Genomic DNA, 12,765 nt, shown 5'->3' with positions numbered 1-12,765 from the left:
CTTACTGGCCAGGTCTCATCACCAATACGCCCAGCGGCGGAAGGTTCAAGGCCAGCGACATCGCCTGACCGTGGCTGGGCAATGGCTCAGCCTGGACGCCGCCGAAGTTGCCCATATTGCTGCCGGCATACAGCTCGGCATCGCTATTGAGCAATTCCACCCAGTGCCCTTCGAACGGCACGCCGACGCGGTAATCCTGGCGCGGCACCGGGGTGAAGTTGGCCACCACCAGCAGTGGCTCGCCCGTGCTGCTCCAGCGCAGCCAGGCGTAGACGCTGTTCACTGCATCGTCGCCGATCAGCCATTGGAAGCCCTGGGGCTGGCAGTCCTGCTCGTGCAAGGCGGGGTACTGGCGATACAACTGGTTGAGATCGCCCACCAGCTTCTGCACGCCCTGGTGCTCGGAGTACTGCAGCAGGTACCAGTCCAACTGCTGGTCATGGTTCCATTCGCGCCACTGGCCGAACTCACAGCCCATGAACAGCAGCTTTTTCCCCGGGTGCATCCACATGAACGCCAGATAGGCGCGCAGGTTGGCGAACTTCTGCCAGCGGTCGCCCGGCATCTTGTCGATCAGCGAATGCTTGCCGTGCACCACCTCGTCGTGGGAGATCGGCAGGATGAAGCGTTCGGAATAGGCATAGACCAGGCCAAAGCTCAGTTCGTTGTGGTGATGCGCGCGGTGGATCGGATCGTTCTGGATGTAGTGCAAGGTGTCGTGCATCCAGCCCATGTTCCACTTGTAGGCGAAGCCCAGGCCGCCCTGCTGGGTCGGTTGGCTCACGCCGGGCCAGGCGGTGGATTCCTCGGCGATGATCAAGGCACCCGGGGCCTCGTGCAGGGCCACATCGTTGAGCTGGCGAATGAACTCGATGGCTTCGAGGTTCTCGCGCCCACCATGACGGTTGGGCACCCACTCCCCCGCTTTGCGCGAATAATCCCGATACAGCATGGACGCCACCGCGTCCACACGCAGGCCGTCGATGTGGAAGTGCTTGAGCCAATGCAGTGCCGAGGCCAGCATGAAGCCACGCACTTCGTTGCGGCCCAGGTTATAGATCAGCGTGTTCCAGTCCTGGTGAAAGCCTTCGAGCGGGTTGTCGTACTCGTACAGCGCGGTGCCGTCGAAGCGCGCCAGGCCATGCTCATCGGTGGGAAAGTGCGCCGGCACCCAATCCAGAATCACGCCAATGCCGCCTTGGTGACAGGCGTCGATGAAGGCGGCGAAATCTTCGGCCGTGCCATAGCGCGAGGTGGGCGCGAACATCGACAGCGGCTGATAGCCCCAAGACCCGCCGAACGGGTGCTCCATGATCGGCAGCAGCTCGATGTGGGTGAAGCCCAGTTCCTGCACATAGGGCACCAGGCGCTCGGCCAGCTCACGCCAGTTGTAGAAACGCGCGACTTCGCCAGCCTCGTTCAGCTCACAGCGCCAGGAGCCGGCGTGCAGTTCGTAGATTGACAGCGGCGCGCTGTAGGCATGGCGTTGGGCGCGCTGCTCCATCCACTGCTGGTCCTGCCACGTATGGCCCAGCGCACCGGCCACCTTGGAGGCCGTACTGGGCGGCAGTTCCGTGGCCCGAGCCAAGGGGTCGGCCTTGAGCGGCAGCACGCCATCACGGCCCAACACCTCGAATTTGTAGGTCTCGCCTACGGCCAAGCGCGGGATGAACAACTCCCAGACACCGGCATTGTGGCGCAGGCGCATGAGGTGGCGACGGCCATCCCAGTTGTTGAACGCCCCGACCACCGAGACGCGCCGGGCATTGGGCGCCCACACCGAGAAGCACACCCCGTCCACACCCTCGACCTGCATCGGCTGGGCGCCGAAACGCCCGGAGAGGTCACGGTGGTTGCCTTCGGCGAACAGGTACAAGTCCATTTCGCCCAGTTGCGGGCCGAAGCTGTAGGGGTCTTCAGTGGTCTGCTCGCCCCCGGCCCAGCCGATCTGCAAGCGGTATGGGCTGCGCGTATCGACATGTGCAAAGAACAGGCCCGGCAGGCTGCCCTGCTCCATCTGCGCCAACACTCGATCGTCGTCGCGCGCCAGCACCCTTGCACTCAGCGCCCCCGGCAGGAACGTGCGGATGACCTGACCGCCTGCACCGTCATCGTGCGGCCCCAGCACTGCAAAAGGATCGGCATGCTCGGCGCTGGCCAGGGCGTCGAGATCGCGCTGCCGAAGTCCGCCATTGCTGCGCGTGGTTGGATTCATCTGACTCTTCCTTAACAGGTGATTTCGGTAGTGGGCTCAAACGTAAACGGTGACACCGACAACAGGTCCTTCAAGACTCGCCCCACGTGCTGATCAGTCCATGCAAGCCATGCAAAGGCACGGCCAGCCAGCTCGGACGATTCTCCGCTTCATAGGTGATCTCGTACGCGGCTTTCTCCAGGCAGAACAACTCCAGTGCCGCACGCTCGCCGTCGGCCTGCTGCCAGGCATGGGGCATGGCGGCGGTGGCAAGGCCGTAGGCTTGAACGAAGGCATGACGTGACTGGTGCAGGTATTGCCGGGCGATGCGTTGACGGGCCTGACCGGCAGCCTCGGACGAGTCCACCGCCGAGGCGCTGCGCAGGATCATCGCAGCAGCATAGTCGAAGGAGCGCAGCACACCGCTGACGTCTTTGTACGGGCTGTGCATGGCACGCCGTTCGTCCAGCGGACGCGAAGGCTCACCTTCGAAATCGATCAGATAGGCATCGCCCTGCACCACCAGCACCTGCCCCAGATGCAGGTCGCCGTGCACGCGCATCAGCAGACCCCCTTGGGCCTGCTGCGCCAGGTGTTCGATGTGCTGGGCCAAGCCTTCGCGCTGTTGTTGAAGATCGTCGACCAACGCCTGGCTGTCGGCATCCAGCTGCGCGCGGTGCTGGCCCAGCAGGTCCAGCGCGTGGCTCAGTTCGGCGGCGATCTGCGCGCCCCAGCGCGCACTGTCGGTGGCCTCGCTGGGGCGCGGTGCGAAGGCTGAATCATCGGTCGGTGCGCCAAGCAGCAAGTGCATCTCACCCAGGCGTTGGCCCAGCAAGGTGGCAAAACCGGCCAGCTCGGCCAGGGCATCGGTATGCGCCTCGGCGCTGGCAGGGTTGGGCTCCATCTCATCGCGGATCGCCCGCTCCAGGGTGTTCTGGGTCCAGGACCAGGCATCGCCCTGATTGCTCAAGTAGCCTTGGGCGATCATCAACAGGTGCGGTTGCTCCTGCGCATCCACGCGGCTGACCCAAGCCAGTAACGGCGAGATATTGGCGAACCCGGCTGCCGTGAGGTAGGCGCTCATTTCCAACTCGGGGTGGATGCCCGGATTGACCCGGCGGATCAACTTGAGGACGACACGCTCTCCAATCACCACCGAACTGTTGGACTGCTCGGCACTGAGGTAGCGCACCGCGCTGTCTTCGCCCAATTGCAGGGCAGCCAGTTGCTCGGTGCACTCGAAACGCAGCTCTCCCACCTCGGTCGGCAGTTGGCTGCCCTCCTGGCAGGCCCGCAGCACGGCGCGGATGAAAGATTCCTGGACGAAGGCATCGGTGATCAAGCCGACCTGACGCCCGCGACGCACCCGCGACAGCGCCAATTGCTGGGGCAAGGCGCTATTAATCTGCTCTTCGGGCAGCAGACCGAGTGGCAATTGGTAGTGGGTGCTCACGCCGTCGCTGACCACCTCCAACTCGCTGAGCAACACCGGGTTGGTCGGGGTGCCGAAGCGCACGCCATAACGGATGCGCACCGCATCGATCGGCGCTTCCTTACCTGCGAACCAGCGGCGCTTGGGCAGGTACTGGGGCAGGATGGTGTCCTGCAGGGTGTCGACGGAGGGCGCTTCGAGCAGTTCCTCCAGGCGCTGGCGCAGCACGAGCGTGGTCAATTCGGGCATTCCTTCGGAGGGTATGTTATGCCAGCTGGGCAGGCTGTCGTGGGAGGCCAGCAGGAACCAATAGAAACCATAAGGCGACAGGGTCAGCAGAAACGGCAGTTGTCCGATCGGCGGGAACGCGTTGCCGCCGAGCATTTCCACCGGCACCTTGTCGACATAGGCCGACAGGTCCAACTCGGCGGCCTGGGCGGCGCGCGACACGTTGGCGACGCAGAGGATGACTTCGGTACTGCCCTGGCCATCGGTGTACTCGCGCACGTACGCCAAGATGCGGCGGTTACTCGGGCTGAGCATCCTCAAGGTGCCGCGACCGAAGGCCTTCTGCTGATTACGCACCGCCAGCAGGCGGCGGTTCCAGTTGAGCAGCGAATGCGGGTCGTGGCTTTGCGCTTCGACGTTGACGGTCTGGTAGCCGTACAGCGGGTCCATCACCGGCGGCAGCACCAGGCGCTGCGGGTCGGCTTTGGAAAAACCGCCGTTGCGGTCAGGCGACCACTGCATCGGCGTGCGCACGCCATCGCGGTCACCCAGATAAATGTTGTCGCCCATGCCCAGCTCATCGCCGTAGTACAGCGTCGGCGTGCCGGGCATCGACAGCAGCAGGCTGGTGAGCAATTCGATGCGCCGACGGTCGCGTTGCAGCAGCGGCGCCAAGCGTCGACGGATGCCGAGGTTGATGCGCGCTCGACGGTCTTCGGCGTAGTAGTTCCAGAGGTAGTCGCGCTCGCGGTCGGTGACCATCTCCAGCGTCAGCTCATCGTGGTTGCGCAGGAAGATCGCCCACTGGCAGTTGGCGGGAATCTCCGGGGTCTGGCGCAGGATATCGGTGATGGGGAAACGGTCTTCCATGGCCAGGGCCATGTACATGCGCGGCATCAAGGGGAAGTGAAACGCCATGTGGCATTCATCGCCATCGCCTTCGCCGAAATACGGGCGCGTGTCTTCCGGCCACTGGTTGGCCTCGGCCAGCAGCATGCGGTCGGGGTAGTTGGCGTCGATCTCGGCGCGAATCGCCTTGAGCACCCGATGGGTCTCGGGCAGGTTCTCGTTGTTCGTGCCGTCGCGTTCGATGAGGTAGGGGATCGCATCCAGCCGCAGACCGTCCACGCCCAGGTCGAGCCAGAAGCGCATCACCCCGATGACCGCCTTCATCACCTGCGGGTTGTCGAAGTTCAAATCGGGCTGATGGGAATAGAAACGGTGCCAGAAGTACTGGCCTGCGACCGGATCCCACGTCCAGTTGGACTTCTCGGTGTCGAGGAAGATGATCCGCGTGCCGTCGTACTTCTGGTCGTCATCGGACCAGACATAGAAGTCGCGGGCCTTGCTGCCGCGCTTGGCACGCCGTGCACGCTGGAACCAGGGATGCTGGTCGGAGGTGTGATTGATGACCAGCTCCGTGATCACCCGCAGCCCACGCCGATGCGCCTCGGCAATGAAGCGTCGGGCGTCGGCGAGGCTGCCGTAGTCCGGATGCACGGACTTGTATTCGGCGATGTCATAACCATCATCACGCCGTGGCGAGGGGTAGAACGGCAGTAACCAGAGGGTGTTGACGCCCAGCGCGGCGATGTAGTCGAGCTTGCTGATCAGGCCGGCAAAATCACCGATGCCGTCATTGTTGGCATCGAAGAACGACTTGATGTGCAACTGGTAGATCACCGCGTCCTTGTACCACAGCGGGTCGTCGATGAAGGCTGCCGGGCGGGAACGCTTGGCCATGGGGGACTCCTTGGAAGACGACCGTGATCAATCCAGACGGCTGATGCGCCAGATACCGAACGGCTGATACCCAGGATCGATGCGCATCCATTGGGTCTTGCCATGCCAGGTCCAGCGGTGCCCGGTCATCAAATCCTCCCCGTGGGTATCGGCGTGGTCGTCCAGCCCCAATTCCCACAGCGGCAGCTCGAAGTGCGCCTCCTGTGGGGTGTGCGGGTCCAGGCTGATGGCGATCAGGATGTAGTTGTCGCGCTCGGCGGTGCGCTTGGCGAAGTACAGGATCTGGTCGTTCCAGCAATTGAGGAAGGTCACCCCCAGATGCGTCTGCAAGGCGGGGTTTTGCCGGCGGATGCGGTTGAGCTGGGCGATCTCGGCGATGATGTTCCCAGGCGCGGTGAAATCCCGCGGACGGATCTCGTACTTCTCCGAATTGAGGTACTCCTCCTTGCCTGGCAGCGGCGCGCCTTCGCACAGCTCGAAGCCCGAATACATGCCCCACAAGCCCGAACCCATGGTCGCCAACGCGGCGCGGATGAGAAAGCCCGCACGGCCGTTACTCTGTAGGAAAAACGGGTTGATGTCCGGTGTGTTGACGAAGAAATTGGGCCGGTAGCACAGGCTCCAGGGCGGCTGGTTCAGCTCTTCGAAATACTCGCGCAGCTCCGGCTTGGTGTTGCGCCAAGTGAAGTAGGTGTAGCTCTGCGCATAACCCACCTTGCCCAGCCGCGCCATCATCGCCGGACGGGTAAAGGCTTCGGCGAGGAACAGCACGTCAGGGTACTGGCTACGCACATTGGCGATCAGCCATTGCCAGAACGGCAGCGGCTTGGTGTGCGGGTTGTCGACCCGGAAGGTACGAACGCCCTCTTGCACCCAACCAATGATGACGTCACGCAACGCCAACCACAGCGACGGCACGGCGTCGGGCGCGTAGAAGTCGACGTTGACGATGTCCTGGTATTTCTTCGGCGGGTTCTCGGCATAGCGGATGGTGCCGTCCGGGCGCCAACTGAACCAGCCGGGGTGCTCGGTGAGCCAGGGGTGATCCTGGGAACACTGGATGGCGAAATCCAGGGCGATTTCCAGGCCGTGCTCGGCAGCGGCGGCCACCAGGCGGCGGAAGTCTTCACGGCTACCCAGTTGCGGATGGATGGCCTCGTGGCCGCCCTCAGGGCTACCAATGGCATAGGGACTGCCCGGATCGTCGGGACCGGCCTGCAGGGAATTGTTGCGTCCTTTGCGGTGCTGTTTGCCGATGGGGTGGATGGGCGGGAAATACAGCACGTCGAAGCCCATGTCGCGGATCATCGGCAGGCGCTGATGCACATCATTGAAGGTCCCGTGACGTTCGGCCTCGTCGGTGATCGAACGGGGGAACAGCTCGTACCAACTGGCGAAAAGCGCTTGTTCTCGATCCACGTCCAGCGGTAGTTCGCGGCTGCAGGTCAGGTAGCTGCGGTGCTCAGCCTTGCCCATCAGCTCGGCGCTGTGCGGGTCGAGCAGCAATGCCACCTGCTCATCGGCCGACAGGCTCGGCAGGCGCTGCTGCAATGCCTGCAACTGCTCGCGCAACGCGCCTTCACTGCGGTCCACGCCCTTGCCCAGCAGCAGCCGACCTTCTTCCAACTCCAACGTCACCTCGACCCCGGCGTGGTACTTCTTTTCCAGGTCGTGACAATAGGTGGCGTAGGGGTCGATCCAGGCTTCGATGCAGAACAGGTGAAGGCCCAGCTCAGCGGGTGTGAATTCGGCAGTCCACAGGTCGTTGCCTTCAGCGAGCATAGGCACCGCGTGCCATTGGCGACTGTGCGCCTGGCGCCAGTGCAGCAGCACCGACAGGCGGTCGTGGCCGTCGCTGTAGACCTTACTGGTCACCGCCACCGGCTGATTGCGGATGGCTTTCACGGCAAAGGCCCCACCGTCGAGCACCGGCGTGGTGTCTTCGATGACGATACGCGGCGCCAGCAGCGCCTGGGACAGATTGATGGCCTGGTCGGGATGATCGTTGGCCTTGGGCACTTGCTCGAAAGGCGCTGCTGCAACGGGCTCGTTACCTGACATCGGACCTTGCTCCCCTGGCTGGTGGCGGTAAGGGTTCAGAGCCTGGGGCTAGAGCGGGGTTCCATAAAAATTGAGCGATTGCTGCCCAAGTCATGTCGTACCTGTACACCCTTGGAACACCGACGAGGTCCGGCCATGAACATTCCGACCAATCCTGAAACACCCGATCCGAATATCGACGACCCGACACTGCCGCCGCCGGTGCCGGAAAAGGAGCCGGATCCGTTACCGATAAAGCCGACCGTCCCACCGACGGTGGGTGATCCGCCCAGTGATGAGCCGCCGGTCAAGGCGTGAAGATCGTTCAATGCACTGATCCGTCCTGGGGCGGATCGTGCTCTGCTGGTCAGTGTCCCTCCAACTGAGCAATCGTCAGTTCGCGCATGCGAAACTTCTGAACCTTGCCTGTCACCGTCATGGGGAACTCATCGACGAAGCGGATATGCCGCGGCACTTTGAAGTGTGCGATGCGCGCTTTGCACCAGTCCGACAGCGCCTCGACCGTGACGCTATGCCCGGGATGCAGCTTGATCCAGGCCACGATCTGTTCGCCGAAACGCTCACAGGGTATGCCCACCACCTGCGCTTCGGCGACCGCCGGATGGGTGTGGAGAAACTCTTCCAATTCGCGCGGATAAATGTTTTCGCCACCGCGGATGATCATGTCCTTGTTGCGTCCGACGATGCGCACATAGCCCTGCTTGTCCATCACAGCCAGATCGCCTGTGTGCATCCAACCGTCTGCATCGATCGCCCGTTCGGTCGCCTCTGGATCATTCCAATAGCCGAGCATCACGCTGTAACCCCGCGTACACAACTCACCAATCTCACCGCGCGCAACGATCTCGCCCTGCTCGTCCACCAGCTTGGTTTCGAGCTGTGGCTGGGTCCGCCCGACGGTGGTCACGCGTAACTCCAAGTCATCGTTCGGCCCGGTCTGCAACGACACCGGGCTGGTCTCGGTCATGCCATAGGCGATCTGCACCTGGGCCATGTGCATCTGCTCGATCACCCGACGCATCACCTCTATCGGGCACGTGGCACCGGCCATGATGCCGCTGCGCAGGCTCGACAGGTCGAGGCGGTCGCGCAGCGGATGGTCGAGCATGGCGATGAACATGGTCGGCACGCCGTAAAGCAGGGTCGCTCGCTCCTCGGCCACCGTGCGCAGCGTGTGCTCGGGATCGAAGGCGTTGTTGGGATAGATCATGGTACTGCCGTGGACGATACAGCCCAGGTTACCCATGACCATGCCGAAGCAGTGGTAAAGCGGGACCGGGATCACCAGGCGATCGTGCTCGCTCAGTCCGAGGCTGCGACCGACCATGTAGCCGTTGTTGAGGATATTGCGATGGCTCAAGGTGGCGCCTTTCGGCGCGCCGGTAGTGCCGGAGGTGTACTGGATATTCACCGCCTGGTCATCGTGCAGGGCGCACTCACGCGCGCGCAAAGCGGCCACCTCGATTTGCCCCGCGCGCTCGGCCAACACCGTCCAGGGCAGGAAACCTGCCGGCGGTGTGGTCGCCAGGCTGATTACCCCACGCAGCTCAGGCAAGCGTTCGCTGCCCAGGGGATGGCTGGCCAGTTCGGGCAACAGCGTCTGCAGCATCGCGTGGTAGTCGGACGACTTGAAGGCATCGGCGCACACCAGCCAACTGCAGCCGGACTGTCGCAGCACATACTCGAGTTCTGCGCTGCGATACGCGGGGTTGATGGTCACCAGGATCGCACCGATCTTGGCTGTGGCGATCTGCAGGATGCACCACTGGGCGCAGTTCGGCGCCCAGATACCGACCCGCTCGCCGGGTGCGACACCCAACGCCATCAGGCCGCGGGCAGTCGACTCGACCTGCTCGGCCAGTTCGCGCCAGCGATAGCGCAGGCCCTGATGGCGCACCACCAGCGCCTCACGCTCCGGCCAGCGGGCGACCGTGGCATCGAATGCCTGGCCGAGGGTCTGGTCCAGCAACGGCACATCCTGGCGACCTTGGGTAGAGCTTGGTTGACTCATGGCTGTCCCTTCTTGTGATTGTTCTGGGCATGACTGAAGCAAGCGAGCGATACTGTGGCGCAGATTGACGTTTACGTAAAGGTGAAAAACACAGCGTCCGCTTGCGGCGAGGCGAGTCGGCCGCCCTGCTGTCTGGCGCTCAGGCACGACACAGGCACCGGCGCGCGGACGCGACCGGAGACGTTATGTAAGAAGAGGGAAATAGCGAGGGGTGATAACGATGCCGGTCATGTTAGGAGACGCCTGATGACCGTGTAGGCAACCGCCCAACTGACGGGCGGCCTCAGTGCCGCCCGTGCGAACGCACCACCACACCCAACACCTGCAAGTCTTCACCGCACAACAGCTTGGGGTAAGTCGGATTCAGTGGGCTGAGGTAGCGCTGGCCACCGTCCTCGAGCAACTGCCGGAACACCGCCGATGTGCCGTTCTGTCGGGCGATCACCAGCTTGCCCGGTGCGGCCTGCACGCCGGGATCGACCAGCACCAGCATACGCTCGGGCACACTGGGACCGGTGGGCGCGCTCATCGCATCGCTTTCCACCGGGAGCCAGAACGCCTTGCCCTGCGCGCAATAATCGGTCTGCTCGTGGACGATGCAATCCTGCGGCAAAGGCCCGTCCAGTTCGGCCCAGGCCAGTACCGGATAGCGGAAGCACATGATGTACTGCAGGAGATCTTCGTCGTCCGGCGCGTTGCCGGGATAACGGCCGCTTCGCTCGGCCAACTGATCGATGCGCTCCATGCGCAGCGACACGTGAAGATGCGTCAGGCCCAATGCCTGCAGCACATCATTCATCATGGCCACTTTCGGCTGACGCGTACCGCGCAGCCAATGACCGACGCCACCTTGGGTGACCCCAACGCGTTCGGCGAGTTGCTCTTGCGAAAGCCCCAGCTCCCGCATCCTTTGCTTGACCAGCGCGATCCATTTTTCCATCGCCCGCACGATACGGACTGCCCGTCAGCGCTCAATACACATATTGTATTATTAATTGATCGATAAAAAATACGTTAAGTACTAATATCGTGAATGACTGATTTCCCTACAGCTCTCATAGGTAACAGGATGAAACCAATGACACATCCAGAAAAGGATTTGGACGGCGAAGCGGCACGCCGCGCTCTCGACTACTACCTCAACCCTACCCCGCCCCACGCCAGCATCGACGTGCTGCCCTGGACCGTGCGCGAAGACGTGTCGTCCGAGCAGGCCAGTGCCCATGCCATGGCCCTGTTGCGCTGCGCTGCCGCCACCGCCCAAGAAACCGGCAATCACCAGCAGGGCACCACCCGAGAGGTGTTGTTCGCCCTGATGCACATGCTGAACATGGCCCGGGCGCTGCTGGAACAGCGTCAAGGCTCATCGATCACGTAGGTGACAGGCGAAAAAAATCCCGGATCCTCAGCGCCTTGCAGGATCGCCTCGGAAACCGGGATTTTCTTGAGGAGCAGGCACTGTCTGCTCCTTGAACACGTCACTCAATCGATACGCGGATGCTGCTGCACCAGCAGCTTGCGCTTGTTCTCGAGCTCGGCGATCTGCTCGTCGATGTCCTCGATCTTCTGCTCGATGGTGTCGTGGTGCTCCTGCAACAGCTCCTTGGCCTCTTCCAGATCCGAAGCGGCAGGTGCAGCGCCGCGCAGCGGCTTGTTGGCGGTTTCCTTCATGGTCAGGCCGGTGATCAGGCCAATCACGGCGATCACCATCAGGTAGTACGCCGGCATGTATAGGTTGTCGGTGGTTTCCACCAACCAGGCCGCAATGGTCGGCGTCAGGCCGGCGATCAGCACGGAGATGTTGAAGGCACTGGCCAGGGCGCTGTAGCGGATGTGCGTCGGGAACATCGCTGGAAGCGTCGATGCCATCACGCCAATGAAGAAGTTGAGCAGGATCGCCAACATCAACAGACCGGCGAAGATCACACCCAGACTGCCGCTGTTGATCAGCGCGAACGCCGGGATGGCCAGCACGAACAGGCCGATGCTGCCCACCAGGATGAAGGGCCGGCGACCGACCTTGTCGCTGAGGAAACCGATCACCGGCTGCACGAACAGCATGCCCACCATGATCGCGATGATGATCAACACCCCATGGTCTTCGCTGTAGTGCAGGTTGTGCGACAGATAGCTGGGCATGTAGGTGAGCAGCATGTAGTAGGTGACGTTGGTCGCGATCACCACACCGATGCAGGTCAGCAGGCTGCGCCAGTGCTTGGTGGCCACCTCCTTGAACGAAACCTTGGGACCACCGGCCAGGCCTTCGCGGTCACCCTGCTCGAGCTTGTCGACGTGCTGCTGAAACGCTGGGGTTTCTTCCAGCGCATGGCGCAGGTAGAGGCCGATGATGCCCAGCGGCAAGGCCACCAGGAACGGCAGGCGCCAGCCCCAGTCGAGGAATTTCTCCTCGCCGACGATGGCGGAGATCATCACCACCATGCCGGCGCCGAGCACGAAGCCGGCAATCGAGCCGAAGTCCAGCCAACTGCCGAGGAATCCGCGCTTGCGGTCCGGCGCATACTCGGCGACGAAGATCGAGGCACCGGTGTACTCGCCCCCCACGGAAAAACCCTGGGCCATCTTCGCCAGCAACAGGAGTATCGGCGCCCAGATGCCAATGGAGGCATAGGACGGTATGAGGCCAATGGCGAAGGTGCTCAGCGACATGATGACGATGGTCGCCGCCAAGACTTTCTGACGGCCATAGCGGTCACCCAGCGCACCGAAGAACAACCCACCCAGCGGGCGGATCAGGAACGGTACCGAGAAGGTCGCCAGGGCAGCGATCATCTGCACGCTCGGCGAGGCATTGGGGAAGAACACCTTACCCAGCGCATAGGCGACGAAGCCGTAGACACCGAAGTCGAACCACTCCATGGCATTGCCCAGCGCCGCAGCGGTAATGGCCTTGCGCATCTTGGCGTCGTCGACGATGGTGATGTCCTTCAAGCCGATGGGCTTGACTCTCTTGCGTGATTTCATAAGCGAATACTCTGTAGCTGACCTGTCATGACAATCCGCTGTCCCAGGGGGCAGATCGGGCGGGCGAACGGTGATTCGGCCCGGTACCCATGAAGATGATGGCAACGGGCCCTA

8 protein-coding genes are annotated in these 12,765 nt (G+C 62.7%); 2 read left to right on the top strand and 6 right to left on the bottom strand.

The annotated features are described in order from the left end of the window. Position 1: 1 nt before the first annotated feature. The 3 genes from glgB to Q6A47_RS11445 form a co-directional block, all read right to left on the bottom strand. Entirely contained in the window at positions 2-2,215 is a 2,214-nt protein-coding gene (gene glgB / locus Q6A47_RS11455; protein WP_304484367.1) for a 1,4-alpha-glucan branching protein GlgB, read from the bottom strand. A gap of 70 nt (positions 2,216-2,285) precedes the next feature. Continuing rightward, positions 2,286-5,597, bottom strand: a complete 3,312-nt coding sequence (gene treS, locus Q6A47_RS11450) for a maltose alpha-D-glucosyltransferase (RefSeq protein ID WP_304484366.1) — start codon at positions 5,595-5,597, stop codon at positions 2,286-2,288. 27 nt (positions 5,598-5,624) lie between these two features. Continuing rightward, positions 5,625-7,658 (bottom strand): alpha-1,4-glucan--maltose-1-phosphate maltosyltransferase, encoded by a 2,034-nt coding sequence (locus Q6A47_RS11445; RefSeq protein WP_304484365.1) that lies wholly within the window; start codon positions 7,656-7,658, stop codon positions 5,625-5,627. Positions 7,659-7,793: 135 nt separating this feature from the next. Between Q6A47_RS11445 and Q6A47_RS11440 the strand changes: the two genes are divergently transcribed. Continuing rightward, positions 7,794-7,955 (top strand): hypothetical protein, encoded by a 162-nt coding sequence (locus tag Q6A47_RS11440; RefSeq protein ID WP_295488214.1) that lies wholly within the window; start codon positions 7,794-7,796, stop codon positions 7,953-7,955. 49 nt (positions 7,956-8,004) lie between these two features. Here Q6A47_RS11440 and Q6A47_RS11435 read toward each other — a convergent pair whose 3' ends face one another. Both Q6A47_RS11435 and Q6A47_RS11430 read right to left on the bottom strand, forming a co-directional pair. Then, a complete protein-coding gene (locus Q6A47_RS11435) occupies positions 8,005-9,669 on the bottom strand; it encodes an AMP-binding protein (protein WP_304484364.1) in 1,665 nt (554 codons plus the stop codon). A 283-nt stretch (positions 9,670-9,952) separates the two neighbouring features. After that, positions 9,953-10,609 (bottom strand): LexA family protein, encoded by a 657-nt coding sequence (locus tag Q6A47_RS11430; RefSeq protein WP_304484363.1) that lies wholly within the window; start codon positions 10,607-10,609, stop codon positions 9,953-9,955. 129 nt (positions 10,610-10,738) lie between these two features. Between Q6A47_RS11430 and Q6A47_RS11425 the strand changes: the two genes are divergently transcribed. After that, the gene (locus Q6A47_RS11425) at positions 10,739-11,047 is read left to right on the top strand and encodes a DUF6124 family protein (protein WP_029614090.1); all 309 of its coding nucleotides are present in this window, start codon (positions 10,739-10,741) and stop codon (positions 11,045-11,047) included. A gap of 104 nt (positions 11,048-11,151) precedes the next feature. Here Q6A47_RS11425 and proP read toward each other — a convergent pair whose 3' ends face one another. After that, the gene (gene proP, locus Q6A47_RS11420) at positions 11,152-12,651 is read right to left on the bottom strand and encodes a glycine betaine/L-proline transporter ProP (RefSeq protein ID WP_039577216.1); all 1,500 of its coding nucleotides are present in this window, start codon (positions 12,649-12,651) and stop codon (positions 11,152-11,154) included. Positions 12,652-12,765 lie beyond the last annotated feature (114 nt).

The sequence above is a fragment of the Pseudomonas boreofloridensis genome (assembly GCF_030580795.1).
Taxonomy (GTDB): domain Bacteria; phylum Pseudomonadota; class Gammaproteobacteria; order Pseudomonadales; family Pseudomonadaceae; genus Aquipseudomonas; species Aquipseudomonas boreofloridensis.
This window is presented reverse-complemented; position numbering and strand designations above follow the sequence as displayed.

Coding starts and splice junctions, on each gene's coding strand:
- Q6A47_RS11430 (WP_304484363.1), bottom strand. CDS start 10,609: ATGGAAAAATGGATCGCGCTGGTCAAGCAAAGGATGCGGGAGCTGGGG.
- glgB (WP_304484367.1), bottom strand. CDS start 2,215: ATGAATCCAACCACGCGCAGCAATGGCGGACTTCGGCAGCGCGATCTC.
- Q6A47_RS11425 (WP_029614090.1), top strand. CDS start 10,739: ATGAAACCAATGACACATCCAGAAAAGGATTTGGACGGCGAAGCGGCA.
- proP (WP_039577216.1), bottom strand. CDS start 12,651: ATGAAATCACGCAAGAGAGTCAAGCCCATCGGCTTGAAGGACATCACC.
- treS (WP_304484366.1), bottom strand. CDS start 5,597: ATGGCCAAGCGTTCCCGCCCGGCAGCCTTCATCGACGACCCGCTGTGG.
- Q6A47_RS11440 (WP_295488214.1), top strand. CDS start 7,794: ATGAACATTCCGACCAATCCTGAAACACCCGATCCGAATATCGACGAC.
- Q6A47_RS11445 (WP_304484365.1), bottom strand. CDS start 7,658: ATGTCAGGTAACGAGCCCGTTGCAGCAGCGCCTTTCGAGCAAGTGCCC.
- Q6A47_RS11435 (WP_304484364.1), bottom strand. CDS start 9,669: ATGAGTCAACCAAGCTCTACCCAAGGTCGCCAGGATGTGCCGTTGCTG.